Source organism: Desulfovibrio sp. SGI.230 (genome assembly GCF_050313065.1).
Classification (GTDB): Bacteria; Desulfobacterota; Desulfovibrionia; order Desulfovibrionales; family Desulfovibrionaceae; genus Desulfovibrio.
Genome location: NZ_JBNPKS010000004.1, coordinates 1 through 25,002, shown reverse-complemented (window position 1 = coordinate 25,002; position 25,002 = coordinate 1). Strand labels below are relative to the sequence as shown.

General features: G+C 63.2%; 20 protein-coding genes. 14 read left to right on the top strand and 6 right to left on the bottom strand.

What is annotated here, in order from left to right; genetic code table 11:
• The first annotated feature begins 220 nt into the window (after positions 1 to 220).
• From ACQRAG_RS05275 to ACQRAG_RS05260, 4 genes are all read left to right on the top strand, one after another.
• Positions 221 to 1,945 carry a YeiH family protein gene (locus ACQRAG_RS05275; protein WP_427803924.1) on the top strand — a complete coding sequence of 575 codons (1,725 nt, stop codon included), beginning with the start codon at positions 221 to 223 and terminating at the stop codon, positions 1,943 to 1,945.
• A 78-nt stretch (positions 1,946 to 2,023) separates the two neighbouring features.
• The gene (locus ACQRAG_RS05270) at positions 2,024 to 2,302 is read left to right on the top strand and encodes a hypothetical protein (RefSeq protein ID WP_168935989.1); all 279 of its coding nucleotides are present in this window, start codon (positions 2,024 to 2,026) and stop codon (positions 2,300 to 2,302) included.
• Positions 2,302 to 2,745 carry a DUF523 domain-containing protein gene (locus ACQRAG_RS05265; RefSeq protein WP_297138535.1) on the top strand — a complete coding sequence of 148 codons (444 nt, stop codon included), beginning with the start codon at positions 2,302 to 2,304 and terminating at the stop codon, positions 2,743 to 2,745. Before ACQRAG_RS05270 ends, ACQRAG_RS05265 begins: the two co-directional genes overlap by 1 nt.
• A gap of 150 nt (positions 2,746 to 2,895) precedes the next feature.
• Positions 2,896 to 4,161 (top strand): O-acetylhomoserine aminocarboxypropyltransferase/cysteine synthase family protein, encoded by a 1,266-nt coding sequence (locus ACQRAG_RS05260; protein ID WP_204626228.1) that lies wholly within the window; start codon positions 2,896 to 2,898, stop codon positions 4,159 to 4,161.
• Between the two features lie 146 nt (positions 4,162 to 4,307).
• On the opposite strand, the gene ybaK is transcribed toward ACQRAG_RS05260, so the two are convergent.
• From ybaK to lysA, 6 genes are all read right to left on the bottom strand, one after another.
• Positions 4,308 to 4,802 (bottom strand): Cys-tRNA(Pro) deacylase, encoded by a 495-nt coding sequence (gene ybaK / locus ACQRAG_RS05255; RefSeq protein WP_168935992.1) that lies wholly within the window; start codon positions 4,800 to 4,802, stop codon positions 4,308 to 4,310.
• A gap of 40 nt (positions 4,803 to 4,842) precedes the next feature.
• Positions 4,843 to 6,438: a dephospho-CoA kinase gene (gene coaE, locus ACQRAG_RS05250; protein ID WP_427803925.1), complete on the bottom strand. Its 1,596-nt coding sequence runs from the start codon at positions 6,436 to 6,438 to the stop codon at positions 4,843 to 4,845.
• Positions 6,438 to 7,799 (bottom strand): NlpC/P60 family N-terminal domain-containing protein, encoded by a 1,362-nt coding sequence (locus ACQRAG_RS05245; RefSeq protein ID WP_168935994.1) that lies wholly within the window; start codon positions 7,797 to 7,799, stop codon positions 6,438 to 6,440. The genes coaE and ACQRAG_RS05245 overlap by 1 nt, the downstream gene beginning before the upstream one ends.
• 9 nt (positions 7,800 to 7,808) lie before the next feature.
• Complete coding sequence (locus ACQRAG_RS05240; protein ID WP_204626231.1) at positions 7,809 to 8,684, bottom strand: DUF2156 domain-containing protein; 876 nt, start codon at positions 8,682 to 8,684, stop codon at positions 7,809 to 7,811.
• A 15-nt stretch (positions 8,685 to 8,699) separates the two neighbouring features.
• Positions 8,700 to 10,076, bottom strand: a complete 1,377-nt coding sequence (locus tag ACQRAG_RS05235) for an MATE family efflux transporter (RefSeq protein ID WP_204626232.1) — start codon at positions 10,074 to 10,076, stop codon at positions 8,700 to 8,702.
• Between the two features lie 358 nt (positions 10,077 to 10,434).
• A complete protein-coding gene (lysA, locus tag ACQRAG_RS05230; protein WP_204626233.1) occupies positions 10,435 to 11,715 on the bottom strand; it encodes a diaminopimelate decarboxylase in 1,281 nt (426 codons plus the stop codon).
• A gap of 317 nt (positions 11,716 to 12,032) precedes the next feature.
• On the opposite strand from lysA, the gene ACQRAG_RS05225 reads away from it, so the two are divergent.
• The 10 genes from ACQRAG_RS05225 (at position 12,033) to feoB (ending at position 24,431) form a co-directional block, all read left to right on the top strand.
• Positions 12,033 to 12,455: an FKBP-type peptidyl-prolyl cis-trans isomerase gene (locus tag ACQRAG_RS05225; protein WP_072332620.1), complete on the top strand. Its 423-nt coding sequence runs from the start codon at positions 12,033 to 12,035 to the stop codon at positions 12,453 to 12,455.
• Between the two features lie 28 nt (positions 12,456 to 12,483).
• The gene (locus tag ACQRAG_RS05220) at positions 12,484 to 14,676 is read left to right on the top strand and encodes a glutamine synthetase III (protein WP_168935998.1); all 2,193 of its coding nucleotides are present in this window, start codon (positions 12,484 to 12,486) and stop codon (positions 14,674 to 14,676) included.
• A gap of 236 nt (positions 14,677 to 14,912) precedes the next feature.
• Positions 14,913 to 16,355, top strand: a complete 1,443-nt coding sequence (locus tag ACQRAG_RS05215; RefSeq protein ID WP_427803926.1) for an anthranilate synthase component I family protein — start codon at positions 14,913 to 14,915, stop codon at positions 16,353 to 16,355.
• Positions 16,336 to 17,928 (top strand): anthranilate phosphoribosyltransferase, encoded by a 1,593-nt coding sequence (trpD, locus tag ACQRAG_RS05210; RefSeq protein WP_427803927.1) that lies wholly within the window; start codon positions 16,336 to 16,338, stop codon positions 17,926 to 17,928. Before ACQRAG_RS05215 ends, trpD begins: the two co-directional genes overlap by 20 nt.
• The gene (locus ACQRAG_RS05205) at positions 17,918 to 18,733 is read left to right on the top strand and encodes an indole-3-glycerol phosphate synthase TrpC (RefSeq protein WP_427803928.1); all 816 of its coding nucleotides are present in this window, start codon (positions 17,918 to 17,920) and stop codon (positions 18,731 to 18,733) included. The genes trpD and ACQRAG_RS05205 overlap by 11 nt, the downstream gene beginning before the upstream one ends.
• Positions 18,723 to 19,373: a phosphoribosylanthranilate isomerase gene (locus ACQRAG_RS05200; protein ID WP_427803929.1), complete on the top strand. Its 651-nt coding sequence runs from the start codon at positions 18,723 to 18,725 to the stop codon at positions 19,371 to 19,373. The genes ACQRAG_RS05205 and ACQRAG_RS05200 overlap by 11 nt, the downstream gene beginning before the upstream one ends.
• An 83-nt stretch (positions 19,374 to 19,456) precedes the next feature.
• The gene (gene trpB, locus ACQRAG_RS05195; protein ID WP_204626237.1) at positions 19,457 to 20,647 is read left to right on the top strand and encodes a tryptophan synthase subunit beta; all 1,191 of its coding nucleotides are present in this window, start codon (positions 19,457 to 19,459) and stop codon (positions 20,645 to 20,647) included.
• Between the two features lie 189 nt (positions 20,648 to 20,836).
• Positions 20,837 to 21,604, top strand: a complete 768-nt coding sequence (gene trpA / locus ACQRAG_RS05190) for a tryptophan synthase subunit alpha (RefSeq protein ID WP_427803930.1) — start codon at positions 20,837 to 20,839, stop codon at positions 21,602 to 21,604.
• Between the two features lie 213 nt (positions 21,605 to 21,817).
• Positions 21,818 to 22,093 (top strand): DUF2325 domain-containing protein, encoded by a 276-nt coding sequence (locus ACQRAG_RS05185; protein ID WP_168936005.1) that lies wholly within the window; start codon positions 21,818 to 21,820, stop codon positions 22,091 to 22,093.
• Between the two features lie 115 nt (positions 22,094 to 22,208).
• A complete protein-coding gene (feoB, locus tag ACQRAG_RS05180; RefSeq protein WP_204626240.1) occupies positions 22,209 to 24,431 on the top strand; it encodes a ferrous iron transport protein B in 2,223 nt (740 codons plus the stop codon).
• Positions 24,432 to 25,002 lie beyond the last annotated feature (571 nt).

Genomic DNA, 25,002 nt, shown 5'->3' with positions numbered 1-25,002 from the left:
GTTTCTATCCTGTGAGAATAGTTTACTTTACTTTGCCCCTTTGCCCGGTATTATCCTTGGGATGTGCGGCCTGTGCGCGCCGCAAGAGCAAGATGGTTTGTGAAAAAAGCCGCTGTCTTTTTTCGGGATGGGAGGGAACGCTCCGCAAGAAGCCTTCTTGTTGCCATTTTCAATACGACGTGGCGGGGAGCAGCCCGGCCGCAAACGGAGGTTGTCTGTTATGGAACAAAACAACGAAGTCGTTGTCGACCGTGCCAAGTCGCAGTGGTCCGACTTGTGGAAGAAGGAAGACTACTGGGCCATCTGGATCGGCTTCTTCTTCCTGATCGTGGCCGCATGGCTGTGCTTTGGCCAGCGCCCGGCCCTGGAAGCCAAGTTCAACGAATACGAGACCATCATCAAGGCTGAGGAAAGCAAGCCCTTCAAGACCATCGAATGGTACAAGGCCACTGCCGCCCAGAAAAACGTTCAGGCCCAGAAGCAGTCCCAGGTGGCTGATGTCATCGCTTATCTGAAGACGCCCGCCCGCTGGACCGACAATCCTCTGGATGCCCTGATGATGGATCAGGCCCGCGCGGATGAGCGCAACGCCGCCCTCAAGCCCAAGGTCGAAGCTGCCAAGCAGGCCGCTGCCGAGGCTCTGGCCACGGCCAAGGCCGCCCAGGATGCCGCCGCGGCTGCCGGTTATCAGGATGCCGGTCTGAATGATGCCGCCAAGGCCGCCATCGACTCCTGGCAGAGCGCCGAGAAGAAGGCCTCCAAGGCTGCTTCCGGTCTGGCCAAGCCCTTCAACCGCATCCCCACCCTCATCGTGCTGGGTCTGGTGCTGGGCGCCCTGTGCACCGTCGGTGCCGCGTTCATGGGCATGAACCCCGGCAAGTTCTTCGTCTCCTTCCTCATCATCTACGCCCTCTGCGTGCTGGCCAACATCCTGGGTAACCAGAAGACCATGCGCCTGTACGGCATCAACGCCGAGATCTGGTCCATTGCCATCGGCATGATCATCGCCAATACCATCGGCACGCCCAAGCTGGTCAAGGACGGCGCCCAGGTGGAATACTTCATCAAGGCCGGTCTGGTGCTGCTGGGTGCCGAAGTGCTGTTCCACAAGATCCTGGCCATCGGTATCCCCGGCATCTTCGTGGCCTGGGTGGTGACCCCCATCGTGCTCATCAGCACCTTCATCTTCGGCCAGAAGGTGCTCAAGATGCCTTCCCGTACCCTGAACATGGTCATTTCCGCCGACATGTCCGTGTGCGGTACCTCGGCGGCCATCGCCACCGCCGCTGCCTGCCGCGCCAAGAAGGAAGAACTGACCCTGTCCATCGGCCTGTCCCTGACCTTCACCGCCATCATGATGGTGGCCATGCCCGCCTTCATCAACTGGGTGGGTATGCCTGAGGTCCTGGGCGGCGCCTGGATCGGCGGTACCGTGGACGCCACCGGCGCCGTGGCCGCTGCCGGTGCCTTCATCGGTCCCAAGGCCCTGCAGGTGGCCGCTACGGTCAAGATGATCCAGAACGTGCTCATCGGTGTGACGGCCTTTTGCGTGGCCATGTACTGGTGCGCCAAGGTGGACGTGCAGGAAGGCCAGAAGGTCAGCGCCATGGAGATCTGGCACCGCTTCCCCAAGTTCGTGCTGGGTTTCCTGACGGCTTCCATCGTCATGTCCGTGGTCAGCTCCTCCCTGGGTGCTGATGTGGGCAAGATGCTGGTGGATAACGGCATCAACAAGATCTCCGTTCCCCTGCGCGGCTGGTTCTTCGCCCTGGCCTTCGTGTCCATCGGTCTGACCACCAACTTCCGCGAACTGGGCAAGTACTTCAAGGGCGGCAAGCCCATCCTGCTCTATGTTTGCGGCCAGTCCCTGAACCTGGCCCTGACGCTGCTCATGGCCTGGATCATGTTCTACAAGGTCTTCCCCGAAATCACGGCCAAGATCTAAGCTTCATCTGCAATCAAGGGGGCCGTTCCGGGAACGGCCCCCTTTTTTTCCCGGATGTTCCGGTGTAGGGTGATCCTCATGAATGACAGAATCTTCAAGATGGGCAAGCTTGTCCTCTGGGGCGTCGGCCTGTGGGTCTTTTTCGCGGTCATCACGCCGCGCCTTGTGGCCTTGAGCCCTGCCTGGCAGCATTATGACCGCGTCCAGGAAGAGAACGGGCTGGACAGCGGTGCCCTGTATTACACCAATGTCCCTGTGGTACAGTCTGCCGAGGAGGCCATGAAGCATGCCGTCAAAGCCGGGATGGCCGAGCGGCGCGAACTGGCCATAGCCCAGCGCCGGAATGCGGAGCTGTGATGACGACGCCCGTATGCCGTTTTGTGGTCAGCGCCTGTCTGGCCGGGGAATTTTGCCGCTATGACGGCGGGAGCAACGCCTGTGCTGCGGTCCAGGAACTGGTGCGCAGGGGAGAGGCCGTCACGGCCTGTCCTGAAGGGCTGGCCTGCCTGCCCGTGCCCCGCCCGCCGTGCGAGATCAGAGAAGGGCGCGTCCTGTCGCAGGATGGCAGGGATCTGACGGAGGATTTCCTCCGGGGGGCCCGCCTGGCCATGGAGACGGCCCGCAGGCACGGCTGTACGGCGGCCATCCTCAAACGGCGTTCGCCCTCCTGCGGTGTGGGGCAGATCTATGACGGCACGTTCAGCCGTACCCTTTGTCCCGGTGACGGGCTGTGGGCACGCATGCTGCGCGAGGCCGGGTTCGCCCTGTATACCGAGGAACATCTGCCCGAAGATATCTAGACCTGTGAAAGGTCGTTGCCGTCGTTGCCCGTCTTCCCTGAGGACGGGCTTTTGTTTTGGGGCGCTGCGGCTTGTGTTTCTCCTATCCATCAGATAAGAAAAAAGGCCGGCAGACGCTGCCGAATGGACTTTTTACGGAACGAGGAACCCATGAAAACCGAATCGCTTTGCCTGCATGCGGGCTATACCCCCAAGAACGGTGAGCCCCGGGTACTGCCCATCGTGCAGAGCACGACCTTTACTTATGACTCCACGGCCGAAGTGGCCAAGCTTTTTGACCTGGAAACTTCCGGCTTTTTCTACACCCGTCTGGGCAATCCCACGGTGGACGCCGTGGAGCAGAAAATCGCGGCTCTGGAAGGCGGCGTCGGCGCCCTGTGCACCTCTTCGGGACAGGCTGCCAACCTCATCGCCATCCTCAACGTGGCCCAGAGCGGCGACCATGTGGTCAGCATGGCCAGCATCTACGGCGGCACCTTCAACCTGTTCGCCGTGACGCTGAAGAAAATGGGCATCGAAGTGACCTTCGTGGACCAGCGGGCCGATGACGCCGAGATCGAGAAGGCCATCCGCCCCAACACCAAGGCCGTGTTCGGCGAGACCCTGACCAATCCTTCCATGGACGTGCTGGACATCGAACGCATCGCGGCCCTGGCCCATCGTCACGGCCTGCCCCTGATCGTGGACAATACCTTTGCCACGCCTGTGCTCTGCCGTCCCTTCGATTTCGGTGCCGACATCGTCGTCCACTCCACCACCAAATACATGGACGGCCATGCCCTGCAGATGGGCGGCGTCATCGTGGACAGCGGCAAGTTCGACTGGACTTCCGGGCGCTTCCCCGAATTCACCGAGCCCGACGCCTCGTATCATGGCCTGATCTATACCAAGGCCTTCGGCAAGGCCGCTTACATCGTCAAGGCCCGCGTGCAGCTCATGCGTGACCTGGGCTGTTGCCAGACGCCGCAGGGCGCTTTCTACATCAATCAGGGCTTGGAGACCCTGCCCCTGCGCATGGAACGCCACTGCCGCAATGCCGAAGCCGTGGCGACCTTCCTGGCCGGGCACGACAAGGTGGAGAGTGTTTGCTACCCCTGGCTGCCGGACAGCCACGACAAGGCCCTGGCCGAAAAATACCTGCCCAAGGGCTGCAGCGGCGTCATCTCCTTCTCGCTCAAGGGCGGCCGCGACGCCGGGGCCCGTTTCATCGACAGCCTGAAGATGGTGTCCCTGCAGGTGCATGTGGCCGATATCCGTACCTGTGTCCTGCATCCGGCCAGCTCCACGCATCGCCAGCTCAGTGACGAGCAGCTCACGGAAGCTGGCATCACGCCCGGCATGGTCCGCCTGTCCGTCGGTCTGGAAAATATCGACGACCTTCTGGAAGACCTGTCGCAGGCGCTGGCTCAGGCCTAAGCCATAACAAGACGGTACAAAATGAGAGAGCGGGTCCCGCAGGGGGCCCGCTCTCTTTGCGTTGTGGCTGATGGGCTGCTCCTGCTCCGTCAGGGACAGGCAGGAGAGGACGTCTCAGACTTTTTTGCTGTCTTTTGCAAACTGTTTCAGTCTGCATTATTGGCGATCTCGGCCATGGTGGCGCCGGTGGCCCGGCACAGGTCGTCCGGTGAAAGGCAGAGCTGCACCCCGCGCTGTCCGGCGCTGATGTAGATCTGCTCCCAGAGGATGGCATGCTCATCCAGAAAGACGGGGTAATCCTTTTTGGCTGCCAGCGGCGAACAACCGCCGCGGATGTAGCCTGTCAGGGGCAGGACTTCCTTGAGGTGGACCATCTCCACATGCTTGTTGCCGGATGCCGTGGCCAGGGCCTTCAGGTTCAGTTCCGCCGCGGCGGGGATGCAGGCCATGATGACGCCTGTTTTGTCACCGCGGGCCACCAGGGTCTTGAAAACGCAGCCGGGATCCACGCCCAGCTTGTGGGCCATGGTCACGGCGGAAAGGTCGCTTTCGTCCACATCGGCCTGATGCAGGGTGAAGGGGATCTCCAGACGCTCCAGCAGGCGCGCGGCATTGGTCTTGGCTATTTTTTTGCTGCTCATAGTGCTTGCGATAAATTTGTGATCGAAACGGGGGATGGCGTCATTTGACCTGCCAGCAGGCCGTGATCTGCCGGAGGATATCATCCTGTGCCTGTTGCCGCAGAGCGGTCAGCTGTTCCAGCAGGGCAGGGATGCGGGCGCGAAGGTCCGCCGGTGTTCCGGCATTGTCCACCACCAGATCGCTGGCGGCTTCCTTGCGCTCGGCTGGCCACTGCCAGGCTTCCAGAGTCGCGGCTTTTTCTTCGCTCCAGCCGCGGGTGGCCATGATGCGTTGCAGGCGGATCTCGCGCGGGCAGCGTACCGTCAGGCTCAGGGCACCGGGCAGACCGGCCTTGTGCCAGCCGCATTCGAAATACAGGGGGATCTCCGCCACGGCGCAGTCCTTGCCCTCGGCTTCCGCCTTGTCCCAGAAGGCCAGGATGGCGTCCCGGACAAGGGCATGGACCATCTGCTCCACTTCTTTGCGCAGGCCGGGGTCCTGCTGCATGGCCTCCAGCAAAGCGGGTTTGCACACGCTGCCGTCATCCTCCAGCAGACGTTCCCCGAAGCGGCGGCCCAGATAATCGGCCATCTCCCCACCGGCGGCATAGAGCTGCGCCACCAGGGCATCGGCGCTGACCGTGGGCAGGCCCGCCTCTTCCAGGGCATGGGTGAGGGTCGATTTGCCGCAACCGGGATTGCCGGTGATGACCAGCCGCTGCATGCGGCTGCTGTTGTTCAGGATGGTCCGGAGCATGTCGTCGGGCGGCGGGCAGAAAAATTCCAGCGCCTCGCCCGACAGGGGATGGCAAAAACTGATGTGCCAGGCATGCAGCATCTGGCGCGGGGCACGGGCCGCCACAGGGGCCGGGGCGTACAGGGCGTCGCCCAGCAGGGGATGGCCCACATGCGCCATGTGGACGCGGATCTGGTGCGTGCGTCCGGTATGGATGCGCACGGCCACCAGCGAGAAATCCTTGCGCGGGCTGCTCCAAAGCACGCGCCAGTCGCTGTGGGCCGCCTTGCCGCCCCGGTTCTCCGGGACAACGGCCATCTTGACCTTGGCGGTAGGATGGCGGCCCAGAGGTTCCCGGCAGGTGCCCGTCTGCGGGGGCACGCCCTGCACCAGGGCCAGATACTCCTTGTGGACTTCCCGCCGGGCAAAGGCCTCGCTCATGCGCAGACGGGTGGGCTCGTCCAGGGCCACGAGCAAAAGGCCGCTGGTGTCCTTGTCCAGACGATGGACCACACCGGGGCGCAGGCCTTCCTGTTCCCGCAAACGCGGGAAGTGGTGCAGCAGGCGCTGGACAAGCGTGTTTTCCGGGCAGGAGGGACAGGGATGGACCGTCAGGCCCGCGGGCTTGTTGCACAGCAGCAGATGCTCGTCCTGCCAGAGGATGTCCACGGCTTCGTCTTCGGCGCGAAGCTCGTTGGCCGTATCGGGCAGATCAAGACGGACCTCCTGGCCGGCCTTGAGCTTGAGGGACGCCGTGGAGACCGGCAGCCCGTCGATGCGGCAGGCCCCGGCGGAGATGGCGCGCTGCACGGCAGCCCGGGAGAGGTCGGGCAGCAGACCGCACAGGGCTTTGTCCAGCCGCTGCCCCACCAGAGCGCCCGCCACGCGGAAGTCCAGCTGACGAGGGCTTTCCCCGCTCATCAACGGCCTCCCAGGACGGTGATGCTGTTCACGCGGTCACCAAAGGTGGTGGTGCGGTACAGATTGCGCAGTTCGCTGCCGGGCGTGATGGAGCTGACCACGGCACGGCCGATGACGAAGCGCTCGTTGTCGCTGGCGCCCTCTACGGTGCGCACGCCCCAGACGTTGTGGAAGATGGCGGGCCGCCCCTTGTAGGGCCCCACATAGAGCATGATGTGCCCGCGCAGCCAGACCAGGGTCAGGAAGGGGACGCCGTCGCGCAGGATGGCCTTTTCCTTTTCCTTGATGCTCATGCCGTCCAGCATGATGCGCCGTCCGCTGCGCGCCTGGGACAGGGAGTTGCGGGGCAGCCAGATGCCGAAGGGCGTCAGCAGCTCGCGGGTCAGGGCGGAGCAGTCGCGGTCGCCGAACATGCCGCCCCAGCCATAGCGCTGCCCCATCATGACGTTGCCGATGAGGGCCACCTGCGCCGGGGTCATGGGCAGGGGCTTGATGGCGGCGTCTTCATGGGCCAGCGTCAGTGTGACCACGGTCGCCCGGCTGCCGTTCTTGACGGGGACGAGCACCGCCAGGCGGGTGTTGTCGCTCTGGGACGGGGCCAGAGGCAGGACAGTGCCGATATTGACCTGTCCGGCCAGGCTGCCGGGCAGGGGGACGTTGTCGCGCAGCACGGCCACATAGCTGCCGGTCTTGTAGCTGGCCTCGAAAGCCTCGTCCACGATGCCGATATCATTGGCGTCCACCCAGCCCGCGGCCACGGGGGTCTCCACATAATACCAGTTGCCGTCACGGCTGGTGTGGGCGATGAAGACCGGCGTCCCCACCGGCAGCAGGGAATACTGGAAGTAGTCGAAAGGATTGATGCGCGGGTCAGGCGTGGGCTCGCTGAAACGCGGCGTATGGCTGGGCATCTCGCGCAGGTCGGCATTGCGTACCGTGATGCCGTACATGGCCGTGTTGGGGAAGCTCTTCAGACCGGCGTTGGCACGCATGGCGTCCCATTCGTCCTGGGTCCAGCGCACGTCACCGTATTTGTAGCCCTTGGCCTTGCGGAAATAGATCTCCACGTCCCGTTTGCGGATGGAGGTCTTGCGCATGTCCCAGGGGCCGAAGAAGATGCGGTTGAAGCGCGCGTCCTGCTCCGCCTGGGCCTGGCTGTCCAGCAGGGGCGTGTCGGCACCGGCCTGCTGGGCGAACACGGTCAGATCCTGCGGAAAGCTCCGCATGTCACGGATGGTGCCCAGATGCGGGGAAGGGATGCCGTCACGCGGCGGGATCTGTTTGCCGCCGCAGGCGGCCAGCAACAGCAGCGAACACAGCGCCGCCAGCCGTACCCCTGTCCAGAGGAAAGACCGAGTCATGATGCCCCCTTATTTGAAGCTCACCTGATACTTGCGCAGAAAGTCCGTCGGCAGATAGGTCATCTTGGCCTGGCGCAAGCCTTCTTCATCCAGATCCTGGGCCCGGTTCAGCAGCTCGAAGCCGTTGCCCGCCTCTCGGGAGAAGCAGGCATTGATGGTCTGGTAGACGCCGCGGAAACCGTTGAGCCCTTTTTCATAATGGACCCCCAGCGTCTTTTCGTCCAGTGCTTCCCCCACGCTGAAGGCCACCATCTGGCCGTCCACATACAGGGAACCGCCGCACAGGCCGTCCAGAAGCTCCCAGTGGGAGAGCACGCGGTTGATGGCTTCGTTCTCGGCACGCAGGGAAGGGGAGTCCTCGCATTCATGCCACTGGCACCAGTCGTCCTGCAGGCCCAGCACGTCTTCCACCATGGCATCGTCCAGCGGCCGGTAGTCGATGCCGTAAGCCTTTTCGAAGCCGCGCAGGTGGTTACGCTTTTTATGGTAGCGGTTGCCCGGCAGCGTGGCCAGATCGCTCTGCAGATACAGGTATTCCCACTGGCCGCGCGAATCATGCTCTTCGACCTTGTCCGGCAGGGCCGCGCGCCAGCGCTCCAGCAGTTCTTCGGGCACGCGGATGAAGCTGCGGCAGGCGTCGATGCCGCTTGCAGCCCAGTCCACGGCGTCCCAGTCGCCCACAGGGGCCCAGTAGGTGACGAAGGGCACGGTCTGGCGCAGCCAGCACAGATCGCCGTCAAAGGCCCACTGCAGGCCGAAATACTGCTGCCAGCCCCAGATATTGGGCAGGCTGTAGTCCAGGGAACGACGCGGGGTCTTGTGCCACAGTTCGTAGAATTCGGAACGACCGTCCAGGGTGACGGGAGTGAAAGAAAGATTCTTCATCAGGGGAACCTGTTGTTATCTGTTGTCGTGATGGTGCCGGGCGCGCATGGCAAAGCGGGCCCAGTCGCGGTACAGCAAAACATAAAACATGATGGCCGTTTGTAAACACTGCGAGACCAGCATGGCCAGGAACACGCCGGAGGCCGTGCCCCACAGCCAGTGGCCCAGCAGCCAGCCCAGCGGCAGACGTACCAGCCAGAAGGTACCGCCGTAGACCATCAGATTGTAGCGTGTGGCGCCCGCGCCCACCATGACGCCGCCCATGACGGTGCTGGCGATGGAAAAGGGCGTGGAGAGCAGATTGTAGGTCAGATAGTTGATGATCTGGGCCTGCGTGCCCGCCTCGTGGGAGAGCAGGGCCGCCAGTTCGGCCCGGAAGGGCCAGAGCAGGGCCGCCACGACGCTCATGCCCAGCGAGGCGATGACGATCATCTGCAGGGCGACGCGCTTTGCCTTGGCGGGCTCGCCCATGCCGAGACAGTTGCCCACCAGCACGGAGACGCTCATGTTGAAGGCCATGCCCGGCAGGAAGAGCAGGGCCTCGATGCGCAGACCGGCGGTGAGGCCCGCCAGAGCGTTGATGCTGTCGAAAGGCAGGGAGGCCACCAGGACGAAAAGCATGAGGTAGCCGGACTGCCAGACGATCTGGGCCGCGCCCGCGGGCAGGGCCACTTTGAGCAGGTAGGGCAGACCGGCCCGCAGCCAGCGAGTGGTGGGCATGGCCCGGCGGCACAGGTAACCGGCCCGGCAGAGCAGCAAACAGTTGGCCACGGCTCCCAGACACTGGGCACCGGCATTGGCCCAGGCGATGCCCATATAGCCCATGCAGGGCAGGCCGAACCAGCCCAGGCCCAGCCCCAGACAGCCCAGCAGGTCGAAGACGCAGACCGTGGCCGCCACCCAGAGCGGCGGCAGGACCTGCCGGGTGGCACGGAACATGACGCCGGTGGCGGCGTAGACATACTGGGCGGGCAGGGCCAGCATGGTGATGTCCCAGAAACCGGCGGTGACCGGCAGGATGCGCTCCGGGACCTGGAGGACGCGCAGGATGGGGCTGCCCAGCTGCCAGCCCAGCAGGGCCACCAGGATGCCGGCCAGCAGGCTGCCCAGGACGGTGGTGCCCACATAGCGCTGGGCGCGGCGCATGCGCTTGGCCCCCAGCGACTGGCTGACCGCTGCCGTGGCGCCGCTGGACATGGACATGGCCACGACCATGAGGAACAGGCCGCACTGATTGACCATGCCGAGCGCGGCCTGCACGTCGGCACTGATGCGTCCGGCCACCCAGATATTGATGAAGCCCATGAAGAAGACCAGATACATCATGAGCATCTGCGGCCAGGTGAGCTTCCATATGGCACGGGGAGAAACGCTGAGATCCGGTTCCGGCATGAGGTGTTCCAAAGATGTTTGCGTGCGGCTGACACGGAAAAGGTTGGTGGACAGCAAGGGGGCTCTGGCCGGAAAGGCTTCCTGCTCCGGCAGCCCGGCGGCAGGCCGTGAACGGCAGCGCACCGGCGTATCGGGGAGTCGTACGCCCCGGCAGAGCTGGGGACAGGCGACGTGCAAGAACTGCGGCCCTGACGGGGGATCAGGTCCCGTGGACTGCCGGGCAGGGCAGGACGCCGTCACTGCAAGGAAAAAGGAGGAGCGATCGTAGCTGGCCGAAGCGCTCGAAGGGGGAAGAGGGCGCTTTCCCGCTGGAAAAGTCCCCTTCCCCCTTCGTGGAAATCAGGCAGGCGGCCCAGGATTACAGCAGGCCCTCGTAACAGGCGGCCAGATCTTCCAGGGTCTCGCGGCGGCGGATCAGACGCACGCTGCCGTCGGCCTGGATCAGGATCTCGGCGGCCCGGCAGCGCTGGTTGTAGGAGGAGGACATCACGAAACCGTAAGCCCCGGCGTCCAGCACGCCCAGCACGTCGCCTTCATGCAGCAGGGGCAGCTGGCGGTTCTTGGCCAGGATGTCGCCGCTTTCGCAGATGTTGCCCACGACGCTCTGTTCCACGGTCTCGGTATCCGGGCCCTGCGCGCCCTGACGGTACACTTCCACATCATGGAAGGAGTCGTACATGGCGGGACGCACCAGCACGTTGAAGCCCAGGTCGGTACCGGCATAGCGTCTGTCACCGTTGGTCTTGGTGGCGTTGACGCTCCCCAGCAGGACGCCGCATTCGGCCACCACATAGCGGCCGGGCTCCACCAGGAAGCGGCCGGTGTAGCCGGTCTTTTCCGCCCAGCCGCTGATGAGGCCGTGCAGGCGGCTGCCCAGGTCGTCCATGTCCAGACGGGGCTGGTCTTCGTATTTGTGGTAGGGGATGCCGAAACCGCCGCCGAAGTCGATGACTTCCAGTTTTTCCAGCACGTCGGCGGGCAGACGTTCGGCCAGATGCAGCAGGACCTCGGCAGCGGCGATGTAGCCGTCGGCCTCCATGAACAGGGAGCCGATATGCTGGTTGATGCCGGCCAGATGCAGGTCATATTTTTTCAGGATGGCGAACAGGTCGTCCAGCAGTTCCGGCGAGACGCCGAACTTGGTCTCCTTGCCGGCGGTGACGACCTTGGCGTGATGGCCGGCGCCGATACCGGGGTTGAAGCGCACCATGACCTTGCCGCCGGGATTGACGCGGCCCAGGGTCTCCACCTGGGAAAGGGAATCCACGCTGATCAGCACGCCGTGCCGGACGGCATTGCGCAGCTCGTCTTCAGAGATGTTGTTGGAGATGTAGAGGATCTCGTCGGCGGTGAAGCCCGCCAGCTGGTCCATGTACAGCTCGCCGGGGCTCATGGCGTCCACCACCAGGCCTTCTTCGCGGATGATGCGCAGCAGCACGGGGTTGGTGTTGGCCTTGACCGAATAGTTGACGCCAAAGCCGGGCAGGGAGGAAAGGGCCTTGAGTTCGCGGCAGCGCTGGCGCAGCACGGTCTCATTATAGACATAGAGCGGCGTACCGAACTGTTGGGCCAGATCCAGAGGAGAATGGCCACCATAAAAATTGATACTGTCGGTATAGCTGGAGCGGATCTGGGACATAGGGGATTCCTTGGTCTGAAAGGCTGCCGGCTCTGGCCGGCTCAGGAATTGTTTGGGCGCTCAATATATGCTGTTGCCTCCCCCGGCTGTCAAGATGGCAGGCCCGCGGCAAGGACGATTTCATGGCCGCCCGGGCCATGCCGCAAGGGGAGGGCGGGCCCGTCCGCATTGACATGGCAGCCCCCCTGCTTTATTCCAAAACAGCGGACCGGTGGAAAATGCCCTGACGGCATCCGGGTTCCAGCCTTTCACGCGGCCCTTTGCCGCGCATTCTTTTTTGTAATCAACCGGGCTTGCCCGAATCATACGGAGTATCCATGGCTATCAAGAATGGCGACACCCTGCGTGTGCACTACACCGGCACTCTCAGCGACGGCACTGTTTTCGATTCTTCCCGCGAACGCGACCCCCTGGAATTCACCATGGGCAAAGGCATGCTCATCCCCGGCTTCGAAGCCGCCGTCATGGGCCACGAAGCGGGCGAGACCGTGACCGTCACCATTCCCCCGTCCCAGGCTTATGGCGAAAGCGATCCCGAGCTGGTCTTCACCGTGGACCGCGCCCAGGTGCCCGATCATATCCCGCTGACCGTGGGCGTGCCGCTGCAGCTTTCCAATGAACAGGGCCAGATGGACGTGACCATCACCGAAGTCACGGACGAAGAGATCACCCTGGATGCCAACCATCCCCTGGCCGGCAAGGAACTGACCTTCGAAATCGAAATCGTCAGCGTCAACTAGGTTCCCGGACGTTGACAAGGGAGCTTTCATGAGCAGCAATTCCGCCCGCAGAAGTGCCGTTCAGGCCATCACCACCTACAAGCCGGAAGCGTCGCCGCTGAACTTTTACGATACCAAGCCCACCGACATTTTCGGCTGTAACGTGTTCACCGACAAGGTGATGCGTGAACGTTTGCCCAAGGATGTCTACAAGGCCCTGCACAAGACCATCGAATTCGGCGAACGCATGGATCCCGGCATCGCCGATACCGTGGCCGCCGTCATGAAGGACTGGGCCATCGAAAAGGGTGCCACCCACTTCACCCATATCTTCTACCCCCTGACCGGTCAGACGGCGGAAAAGCACGACAGCTTCCTGATGCCTGACGGCCAGGGCCGCATCATCGCCGAATTCTCCGGCGCCATGCTGATCCGCGGCGAGCCGGACGCCTCGTCCTTCCCCTCCGGCGGCCTGCGCTCCACCTTCGAGGCGCGCGGCTACACGGCCTGGGACGTGACCAGCCCCGCCTACATCATGGAAAACCCCAACGGGACCTTCCTGTGCATCCCCACCATGTTCCTTTCGTGGACCGGTGTGGCCCTGGACAAGAAGACCCCGCTGCTGCGTTCCGGCCAGGCCCTCAACCGTGAGGCCCGCCGCGTGCTGAAGCTGTTCGGCATCGAGACCAAGCTGCCTGTGGTCTCCTACGCCGGTCTGGAGCAGGAATACTTCTGCATCGACCACAACTTCAACTTCGCCCGTCCCGACCTGCAGGTGGCAGGACGCTCGCTGTTCGGCGCCCGTCCGGCCAAGGGCCAGGAATTCAGTGACCAGTACTTCGGGGTCATTCCCCAGCGCGTGCTGTCCTACATGATGGAAGTGGAACGCGAGCTCTACAAGCTGGGCGTGCCCGTGCGCACCCGCCATAATGAAGCCGCTCCCAGCCAGTACGAGATCGCGCCTCTGTACGAGGCCAGCAACCTGGCCGTGGACCACAACCACATCATCATGTCCACCCTGCGCAACGTGGCCAAACGCTACGGGCTCAAGTGCCTGCTGCACGAAAAGCCCTTCTACGGCGTCAACGGCTCGGGCAAGCACGTGAACTACTCCATCGGCAATGCCGAGCTGGGCACGCTGTTCAACCCCGGCGAGACCCCGCACGCCAATGCCAAGTTCCTGGTGTTCTGTGCGGCCATGATCCGCGCCGTGCACAAGTTCGGCGGCCTGCTGCGTGCCACTGTGGCCAGCGCCAGCAACGATCACCGTCTGGGCGCTCACGAAGCCCCGCCGGCCATCATGTCCATCTTCCTGGGCGACCAGCTGACGGAAGTGTTCGAAGCCTTCCGTGCCGGTCGTATCGACGATGCCGCCAACAGCAAGAGCGGCCGCGTCATGAACGTGGGCGTGGATACCTTGCCGCCCCTGCCCACCGACCCCGGTGACCGCAACCGCACCAGCCCCATTGCCTTCACGGGCAACCGCTTCGAATTCCGCGCCCTGGGTTCCAGCCAGTCCGCGGCCGATTCCATCACGGCCCTGAACGCCATCATGGCTGATTCGCTGGGCCATGCGGCCGACTTCCTGGAAGGCGACCTGGCCCGCGGCAAGGACCTCAACACGGCCATCCAGCACTATGTGCAGCATGTCATCGAAGAGCACAGCGCCGTTATCTTCAACGGTGACGGCTACTCCAGCATCTGGCATGCCGAAGCCGAACGTCGTGGCCTGTCCAACCTGCGCACCACGCCCGAGGCCATGCCCGAGCTGATCCGTCCCGAAGTCATCGACCTGTACGAGCGTCTGGGCATCCTGAACCGTGCCGAGCTCAAGGCCCGTTATGACATCTATCTGGAGCAGTACTGCAAGACCGTACGTACCGAAGCCATCCTGACCATCCGCATCGCCCGGACCATCATCTTCCCCGCGGCCATGCGTTATCAGGGCGAACTGGCCGAGACCGCGGCCCGCATGAAGGCCATCGGCAAGGACTTCCGTACCATCACGCTGGACGAGGTCACCGAGCAGCTGCGCGGCCTGCAGGATGCCACCCGCAGCCTGGAAGCCACGCTGGCCAGTGTGGACGGCAAGGGCGACTTCCTGGCCCGTGCCACCCGCTACTGCGAAGAAGTGCTGCCCATCATGGGCGAAGTGCGGCGCTATGCCGACCTGCTGGAGACCCGCGTGGCCGATGACCTGTGGGATCTGCCCAGCTATCAGGAAATCCTTTTCGGAAAATAATTGACAGCCGAAAAGAATTGTGATTTTCTACGCAAAGAACTTTTAACCAACAGGATTATTTCCATGTCGTGCACTTTCTCCAACATCTGCTTCCGCACCTTCTGGTGGCGCGCGAGTCAATGTACGGGGGACGTGCAGGCATAGCCTGTTGCGATTGATACGTCACATGCATTGAGCAAGCGCCGTTCCCCCACAGGGGAGCGGCGCTTTTTTTTATGTTTTGAAGGAATGACCCTATGAATACGACCACACTTCCCGACGCGGCCTCCCATGCTCCTCTCGTTTCCCTGCAGCAGCAGGCCCGCTGGCTGCCCGCCGACATGGATACGCCCATCAGCCTGTATCTGGGCATGGTGGGCCGGCAGGACGGCATCCTGCTGGAAAGCGCGGAGGTGGACGGCCGCTGGGGTCGCTACAGCGTCCTGGCTTGCGATATGGCCCTGTATGTCCGCTGCCGTGAAGGGCGGCTGGATCTGCGCATCGAGGACGAACGTCTTGCCCCTCTCGCCGTCCTGCAGGGGCTGCCTTTCGTGGAAGGCCTGCGCCGCCTGATGCAGGGCCTGCACCTGGAGGCCCCGGCACAGATCGACGGGCTCCCGGCCATCACCCGAGCCCTCTACGGCTGGGTGGGATTCGGTATGGCCTCCCTGTTCCAGCCCCGTCTGGCCGCGGTCATGCCGCCGGAAGAGGCGGAGAGCATGCTGGTGCTGCCCGGGACGCAGCTGGTCTTCGACCATCTGTACAACAGGCTGTGCCAGATCAGCCTGGGCGGACACCGCAAGGTGCTGGGCAGCCGCGGGGCGGAAGGAAATTTCACTGTCCGCGGCGATGTCCGTGCCGATCCCGGAGAGGCCGGCTACAAGGCCATGGTGGAAAAGATCAAGGTAATGCTGCACCAGGGCGAGGCCATACAGGTGGTGCCTTCCGTCAATTTTTCCGTGGCCTGCGAAGGGGATCCCTTCGTGCTGTACCGGCGCATGCGCCGCTACAATGCCTCGCCGTACATGTTTTTCATGCGCCTGGGAGATTTCTGCTTCTGGGGGGCCTCGCCGGAGGTCATGGTGCGCTGCGAAAAGGGGCGTCTGCAATTGTCGCCCATAGCCGGGACGCGCCGTCGCGGCCGGGACGATCTGGAAGACGCCCGGCTGGCGGAAGAATTGCGCAGCGACCCCAAGGAACAGGCCGAGCATGTGATGCTGGTGGATCTGGGGCGCAACGATCTTGGCCGGGTGGCCCAGCCCGGCAGCGTGAACCTGGAGCGTTGCATGGATGTGGAGCGTTTTTCCCATGTCATGCATCTGACCAGCAGGGTCACGGCCCGTCTGGCTCCCGGACGCGATGCCCTGGACGTGCTGGCGGCCACCTTCCCGGCAGGGACGGTGAGCGGGGCGCCCAAGGTCAGGGCCATGGAGATCATCCGCAGCCTGGAAGGTCGTGCCCGCGGGCCCTATGCGGGCTGCATCGGCTGGCTGGGACTGGACAAGGACAGCGTGGATCTGGACATGGGCATCGCCATCCGCAGCATGTGGAGCCGCGAAGGGCGCCTGTTCTGGCAGGCCGGTGGCGGCATCGTCCATGACTCGGATGCCGCTCTGGAATGGAAAGAAGTTTGCAACAAATCAGCCATCATGCGCCTTGTGCTTGAAGAGGGTGACGACCATGTTCCTGCTCATCGATAATTACGATTCCTTTACCTACAACCTGGTCCAGGCGTTCTACGCCCTGGGGCACGAGCCCGTGGTGCTGCGCAACGACGATCCCGCCATCCTGGACATGGCCGCGGATCCCGCTCTGGAGATGGTCTGCATCTCGCCCGGGCCGGGACATCCCTCGCAGACGGGCTTCTGTCCCGAATTCCTGCGCCGCCTGCCGCACCATGTACCGGTGCTGGGCGTCTGCCTGGGCCATCAGTTGCTGGGCCTGCATGCCGGGGCGCGGGTGGATGTGGGGCCCTGCATCATGCACGGCAAGCAGTCCGAGATCGTGCACGACGGCAGCGGCCTGTTCGAAGGCCTGCCCAATCCCATGAAGGTGGCCCGCTATCATTCGCTGGTGGTCCATGCCGGAGAAGGGGAGGGCAATGCGCTGTTCACGGTGACGGCCCGCGCCCCTGAAGGCGAGGTCATGGCCCTGCAGTATCGCGACAGGCCGTGGGTGGGCGTGCAATTTCACCCCGAGTCCATCCTGACGCCGGACGGCCTGCGCCTGCTGGGCAATTTCCCGCAGGCCATCCTGCCCCGGCAGGGACGGGACGGCGGCATGGCCGAGGTGTTGGAACATCTGGCGCGGCGGGAAGACCTGACGGCGGACATGGCGTCCCGCAGCTTCGGGGCGCTCATGGACGGCAGACTGACGCCTGCCCAGGCCGGGAGCTTCCTCATGGGGCTGCGCATGAAGGGAGAAAGCTCTCTGGAACTGGCCCACGCCACCCGGGCTGCCCTGGCCCGCGCCGTGCGCGTGGAAGGCATCTCGGGCCCGTGCATCGATGTGGTGGGGACCGGCGGTGACGGCCGTCATTCCTTCAACTGCTCCACAGCGACCTCGCTGGTGCTGGCGGGCATGGGCTACAAGGTGGTCAAGCACGGCAACCGGGCGGTCTCGTCCACCTGCGGCAGTGCCGATGCCCTGGAGAGCCTGGGCATCCCGCTGGATACCGATCCCGCGGCAGTGGCGGACATGGTGGCCAAACGCAACTTCGCCTTTCTCTTCGCCCCGCATTTCCATCCGGCGTTCAAGAATATCGGCCCGCTGCGCAAGGAGCTGGGAGTGCGTACCCTGTTCAATCTGCTGGGCCCCATGATCAATCCGGCCCGGCCCAGCCATCTGCTCATGGGGGTGGCCCGGCCCGAGCTGGTACCGCTTCTGGCCGACACCCTGTCGCAGTCCGCGCTTTACCGGGCGGCGGTCGTCTGCGGGGCCGGGAATTATGACGAGCTGACGCCCATGGGCCCGGCCACGGCCATGCTGTTGCACAACGGCAGCGTCCGGCCACTGGAGCTGGATCCGGCCAGCTTCGGTTTCCAGAGCTGCACGCCGGAGGATCTGGCGGTGGAGAGCCGCGAGGAGGCTGTGGAGGTGCTGCGCCGCCTGCTGGATGGTGAAGGCCCGCGTCCCATGCGCGACATGGTGGCCCTCAATGTGGGGCTGGCCATCTTCCTCATGGAAGAGGGGATGCCCCTGGATGTCTGCATGGCCCGTGCCCGCGAAGCGGTGCGCGCCGGTCTGGGAAGGAGGGTCCTCCATGCTGCTTGAGCGTTTTCTCTGGGCCAAGGCGGACGAAGTGGCACGCTTGCGGCAGCAGGAAAGAAGAGGGGCCCTGCCTGTCCCCTTCAGCGGGCAGCGCGGCGACTTTGCCGCGGTCCTGCAGCGGCAGGAGGCTGGCGTGCCGCTGACCGTCATCGCGGAATTCAAGCAGGCCTCACCTTCACGCGGGTCCATCTGCCGGAGCCTGACGGTGGAAGAGGCTGTCCGGCAGTATGTGGCAGCCGGGGCAGGGGCCCTGTCCATCCTCACGGAGCGGCGTTTTTTTGCCGGTGAGCTGGATTTTCTGGGACGGGCGGCGGCCCGTTGCCCCGGGACGCCCCTGCTGCGCAAGGACTTTATCTTCGATCCGTTGCAGGTGCGGGCCACGGCAGCCACTCCGGCAGCGGCCCTGCTGCTCATCGTGGCCCTGACCCCGGATGCCGCGCTGTTGCGCCGTCTGCGTGAGCAGGCGGAAAGCCTCGGCATGCAGGCCGTGGTGGAAGTCTGCGGCAGGAAGGATCTGCTGCTGGCCCGGGAGAGCGGGGCACGCATCATCCAGGTCAACGCCCGCGATCTGGATACGCTGCGGGTGGACAGACAGGCCTGCCTGGAGCTGGCACGGCAATGCCCGCCGGAACGGGGCGAGATCTGGATCGCTGCCAGCGGCATGGATCGCCGCGAGCATCTGGAAGAAGCCGCCCGGGCCGGATTCTCCGCCGCGCTGGTGGGGACGGCCCTCATGCAGGAAGGGCAGCCCGGTGCCGCGCTGCGGCGGCTGCTCCGCGGCCGGGAGGAAGGGCATCATGCTGCTTAAATTCTGCGGTCTGCGGCGGCAGGAAGATGTGAGGCTGGCAGCCCGGCTGGGGGCCACGCATTGCGGCTTCGTGTTCCATGCGGGCAGCCTCCGTTGTGTGGATGCCGTGACGGTCTCCCGCCTGGAGAGCGGGGACATGGTGCGTGTGGGCGTCTTCACCGGGCAGGACAGTGACGAGATAGCCCGCATCATGCGGCTGGCGCGACTGGACATGGCCCAGCTGCATGCAGACCAGTCCGTGGACTGTGCCCGGCAGCTGGGTGCGGAGCGGGTGATCCGGGTGCTGTGGCCGCAACGGTACGGTGATACGGCCGCTCTGGAAGTCGCGGCGGGACAGTACGCCGACAGCTGTGCCCTGTACCTGCTGGATGCCGGCAGGTCAGGCGGCGGCAGCGGTCACACGCTGGCCTGGAAAACGCTGGGCGGCCTGCGCCTGCCCCATCCCTGGCTGCTGGCCGGGGGCATGTCGCCCGCCAACTTCCGTCAGGCGCTGACGGCGTGCCGTCCGGACGGCGTGGACTGCAATTCCGGCGTGGAAGATGCGCCGGGGCAGAAGGATGCCCGGGCCATGACGGATATGGCCCGCCTTGTCGAAGAAATTTTCCGGGATGCTCCGGCAGATCCTTCCAGACGGGCCTGACGGCCTGATCCCGGCAGGGCTGGAGAGCCGGACGGATAAAAGTTATAAAATACGATACAGTTCAGATACAGTGGAGAACGACCATGAAGAAAGGCTATTTTGGCGAATTTGGGGGATGTTTCGTTCCTGAGTTGCTGATGCCGCCGCTGCTGGAAGTGGAAGCCGCCATGCGGGACATCATGCCGACGCAGCAATTCCAGGACGAGTTGCAGGATCTGCTGCACAATTATGCGGGGCGGCCCACGCCTCTGACCTTCTGTCCGCGCCTTTCCGAAGAACTGGGCTTTGAACTGTGGCTCAAGCGTGAAGACCTGCTGCATTCCGGCGCCCACAAGATCAACAACACCCTGGGGCAGGCGCTGCTGGCCAAGTATATGGGCAAGACCGCTCTGGTGGCCGAGACCGGTGCCGGGCAGCACGGTGTGGCCACGGCTGTGGCGGCCGCCCGTCTGGGCATGAGCTGCACCATCTATATGGGGGCGGAAGATGTGGAGCGGCAGGCGCCCAACGTCATGCGCATGCGCCTGCTCGGGGCCACCGTGCACCCGGTGGAAAGTGGTTCGCGCACGCTCAAGGATGCCATCAATGAGGCCCTGCGTGCCTGGATCGTCAGCCAGCAGACCACGCATTACTGCTTCGGCACGGCTGCGGGACCGCACCCCTTCCCCACGCTGGTGCGCATGTTCCAGCAGGTCATCGGACAGGAAGTGCGGGAACAGATGCTGGCCCGTGCCCAGCGCCTGCCGGATGCCGTGGTGGCCTGCGTGGGTGGCGGCTCCAACGCCATCGGCCTGTTCCATCCTTTCCTGGAGGACGAGCGCGTGCGCATCATCGGGGTGGAAGCCGCCGGTACGGGCGAGCCGGGTTGCTTCAATTCCGCGCCGCTCAATCTGGGCAGCCCCGGCGTGCTGCACGGCAACCGTACCATGCTGCTCCAGAACAGTGACGGCCAGATCGAGCCTTCGCACTCTGTTTCGGCCGGGCTGGATTATCCCGGCGTGGGGCCTGAGCATGCCTTCCTGCACAAGACGGGCCGTGTGCGCTATGTGATGGTCCGTGACGCCCGCGCTTTGGCCGCCTTTGAAAAGCTGTGCCATGCCGAAGGTATCCTGCCCGCCCTGGAATCTTCCCATGCTCTGGCCTGGGTCCTGGATCATCCCGAAGAGTTCGAGCCCGGCAGCAAGGTGGTGGTCAACCTCTCCGGCCGGGGAGACAAGGACTTGGCCATCGTGCGCAAAGCCCTGAACCTGCCGGAAAGCGGAGACATCTGCTAGCGCCATCCGCGGAATAGAGCCTCCGGCAACGGACGGGCAGGGGAGCCGCGCTGAGATGGTACATCCCCCGCGTGCGTGGAGAGGGGAAACAGCCTCATACCCTGCTGTCGTTCGGGAAAAGCCGGCAGAGAGCCATATAACAACAGCCATAACGGGAGTGGTCGTCAACAGCCGCTCCGGGAGTTCGTCATGCATATCCTTGAAGAAAAGATCCGTGCGGCCCGTGCCGCCGGACGTCATGCCCTGATCCCCTTCGTGACCTTCGGTTTCCCGGATGAAAAACGCTTCTGGCCCGCTCTGGTGGAACTGGACGAGAGCGGGGCGGACATCATCGAGATCGGTGTTCCCTTTTCCGATCCTGTGGCCGACGGCCCTGTGGTGGAGGAGGCCTCGCGCCGGGTGCTGAGCGACGGTGTCTGTCTGGAACGGATCATGGAAGAGCTGAAGTTGCGCGCCGGTGTCTTCCGTGCGGGCATCGTCCTGATGGGCTACCTGAACCCCTTCCTGCAATACGGTCTGGAAAAGCTGGCTGTGGAGGCCCGCGAGGCCGGTGTGCATGGTTTCATCATCCCGGATCTGCCCTTTGAGGAATCCGGGGACATCCGCCGCATCTTCGCCGCACAGGGCCTGGCCCTGATCGCCCTGGTGGGTCCCAATACGCCGGAGGAACGGATGCGCCTGTATGCGGGTGTCAGCGAAGGCTATGTCTATGTGGTCTCGGCCATGGCGACCACCGGGCAGCGCGCCCGTATGGAGATGCAGGTCGCCGAGACCCTGCAGCGGGCCCGCTCCGTGTTCCGCCTGCCGCTGGCGCTGGGCTTCGGTCTGGAGCAGCCGGAACAGATGCAGGGGCTGCCGCCGGACACCCTGCCTGATGCCGTGGTCTTCGGCAGTGCCCTGCTGAAGCATCTGGATGCCGGAAAACCCGCGGCCGAATTTATTGCACGCTGGAAGTAACCCGTAGGGATATATTGTTTTTTCAGAATTAGGTGAGGGCGGTATCGCGTGTTGCCCTTACCGGAAAAGAGGAGCCATCTCTGTCAGAGCAGGGACGGCTCCCCTTTTTTTAGGGAGTTGTTGATTTTTTTATTGACATTGAAATTCGTTTTCAATTAGGTTGGATCTGCAGCAAGTGGGGGCTGAGCGTGAAAACAAGATAAGGAGCCATATATGTGCGTCACTCTCATCGGCGGAATGGACAGACTCAAGCAGGACTATATCGCCGCTGCCCGTCAGGGGGGAGCAACCCTCAAATGCATCAGCCGTAATGAACGGAATTTTATGGACAAGATCGGCAACCCTGATGCCATCATCGTGTTCACCAACAAAGTCTCGCATGAAGCCAAGCGCAAGGCTCTGCTGCATGCCCGCTCCCGCAATATCCCCATTCATCTGGTGCACTCCTGCGGCGTGTCCAGCCTTCGGGATTGTTTGTTCTCTTCATAAATATTGACATTCATTTTCAAGTTGGATAGGGTTCGGGAAATGAAATTCGTTTTTTCGAACCCTTACCTTTGTTTTGCCAATTAGTCACACAAGGCCTCAAAGAGGAGTTTTTGGAATGAGTGCTGAAGCCCGGTTTGATGGTGGTCAGGGGAAAATGACCACGGGAGCGTTGCGTATCGCTCTGGCAGGCAATCCCAACTGTGGCAAGACCACGGTGTTCAATGCCTATACAGGCGCGCGGCAGCATGTGGGCAACTACCCCGGCGTCACGGTGGACCGCAAGGAAGGCCATGTGCGCCACGGCAACGCCGACATCACCCTGGTGGACCTGCCCGGGACCTATTCGCTGACCGCCTATTCCATGGAAGAGCTGGTCGCCCGAGCCGAACTGGGTAGCGGCGATGTCCAGGCCGTCATCAACGTGGTGGATGCTTCGGCTCTGGAGCGCAACCTGCTGTTGACCGTACAGATGATGGAGATGGGCCTGCCTGTGGTGCTGGTCTGCAATATGATGGACGAAGCCCGCAAGGCCGGCGTGCATATCGACATGGAGCGCCTGTCCGCGATGATGGGCATCCCTGTGGTGTCCGCCGTGGCTCGTACCGGCGAAGGCCTGCAGCAGGCTCTCGGTGAGGCGGTGCGTCTGGCCGGCGAAGGCCGGCACCAGGTGCTGGAGCTCAATTACGGCGCGGACATCGACGAAGGTCTGCGGGCCATGTGTGCCATCATCAACCGTGAAGGCCTGCTGAAAAAGTACGCGCCCCACTGGATCGCCGTGAAGCTCATGGAAGGTGACGCCGAGATACGCAAGGAAGTGCACCAGGCCAGCAGCGAGGCGGCGGCGGAACTTGATGCCGTACGCCGCAAGGTGGCCGAGCACATCCGTACCGGGCACAACATCTCCATGGAAGCCTACATCACGGATGCTCGCTACGGGTATATCCGCGGGCTGCTGCGTGACGGTGTGGTGCGCCAGGATGCGGGCAAAGACCGTCTGGCCCTTTCCGACAAGCTGGACAAGGTGCTGACCAATGCCTTTTTCGGCCCGCTCATCATGCTGGCCGTACTGTATGCCCTGTTCTATGTGACCATCGAGGTCGGCGCCTATCCCCAGGGCTGGGTGGAAGACGGCTGCGCCGCGCTGGGCGAATTCTTTGCCGGGATCATTCCTGAAGGGGAGCTGCAATCCCTGGTGGTGGACGGCATCATCGGCGGCGTGGGCGGCGTGCTCAGCTTCGCGCCCCTCATCGTCATCATGTTCGCTCTCATCGCCTTCCTGGAAGACAGCGGCTACATGGCGCGCATCGCCTATATGATGGACCGCATCTTCCGCGCTTTCGGCCTGCACGGCGCCTCCGTCATGCCCTACATCATCGCGGGCGGCATCGCGGGTGGCTGCGCCATCCCCGGCGCCATGGCCACGCGTACCCTGCGCAGCCCCAAGGAAAAGCTGGCGACCCTGCTGACGCTGCCGTACATGAGCTGCGGCGCCAAGCTGCCCGTGTTCCTGCTGCTGGCTGCGGCCTTCTTTGGGGATCAGGCCCCGACGGTGATGATGCTGGTCATGCTGTCCGGCTGGGTATTCGCCCTGCTGGTGGCCCGCCTGCTGCGCTCCACCATCATCAAAGGGGAGGCGACTCCCTTCGTCATGGAACTGCCCCCCTATCGTCTGCCCACCCTGTTCAGCGTGCTCATGCACTGCTGGGAACGTACCTGGATGTATGTGAAGAAGGCCGGTACCGTGATCCTGGCCATCTCCATCATCATCTGGGCCGGTCTGACCTATCCCAAGCTGGATGAAGCCGAATCGGCCAAGTTCGACACGCAGATCGAGCAGCTCACGTCCCAGATGGAAGCCCTGCCTGCCGAAGACGAAGGCCGCGCTGCCCTGGAAGAGCAGATCACCAAGCTGGAAGAAGAGAAGGGTGCCGCCGAACTGGCTTACAGCTATGCCGGCCGCTTGGGTAAGGCCATCGAACCCCTGACCCTGCCCGCCGGTTTCGAATGGCGCACGGACATCGCCTTGCTGGCCGGTGTGGCCGCCAAGGAAGCCGTGGTCTCCACCATGGGCACGGCTTACTCTCTCGGTGACGTGGACCCCGAAGATGCCCAGAGCCTGGGCCAGTTGCTGCAGAGCAATCCCAACTGGAACAAGGCTACGGCCCTTTCCCTGATGCTCTTCGTCCTGCTGTACTCGCCCTGCTTTGTCTCCCTGGTGGTGATCCAGCGTGAGGCCGGGGGTTGGCGCTGGCTGATTTTCAGCATGGTCTTCAATACGCTGCTGGCCTTTGCCGTCTCCGTAGCAGCCTACCAGATCGGTCTGGTGGTCTGGGATTAGACCCGATATACGCTGAACGTCCGGTGACGGGTAACGTCGCCGCTATGAGGGGGGGCTTTCTGGAGCCCCTCCTTTTTTATGGCAGATACTTGGAGGGGGGGCTGCTAAAGCAGCAGGATCGCGAGGGGGTGTGGCATTCTTGGATACCTGCTGCCGAAAGCGGCATAGTTTTTCAGGGAGATCTCTGCCTGACGGGAAAACGAAAGTATTACGGCGAAAAAGAGGAGGCTTTTTGCTTCCACTCATTTCCTCACCAGCAAGAAAAGGGGAGGGCCTGCGGTACACGAGGAAAAAACTGGTTGTGCCTGTTCATGTGAAGACCAGGGAGGGCTGGGGGAAGCCTGCCGGAGACAAGTCTATGCGAGCCCAAGCTTTGAAAGAATGGAATATGATGGATGTATAATTGATTTTTATATTATTATAGGTGGTTAGTCTAAAGTTGCCTCAGTTTTTTGTAACTCCACAAATTTTTTGCGGAAAAATGCTTGACGGTGGGGTCGAAAAGGCGCATAAAGCCGTTCGCGCCAACGAGCTGGCCACGTCCGAAAGGATGACGGGAAAAGAAATTTTT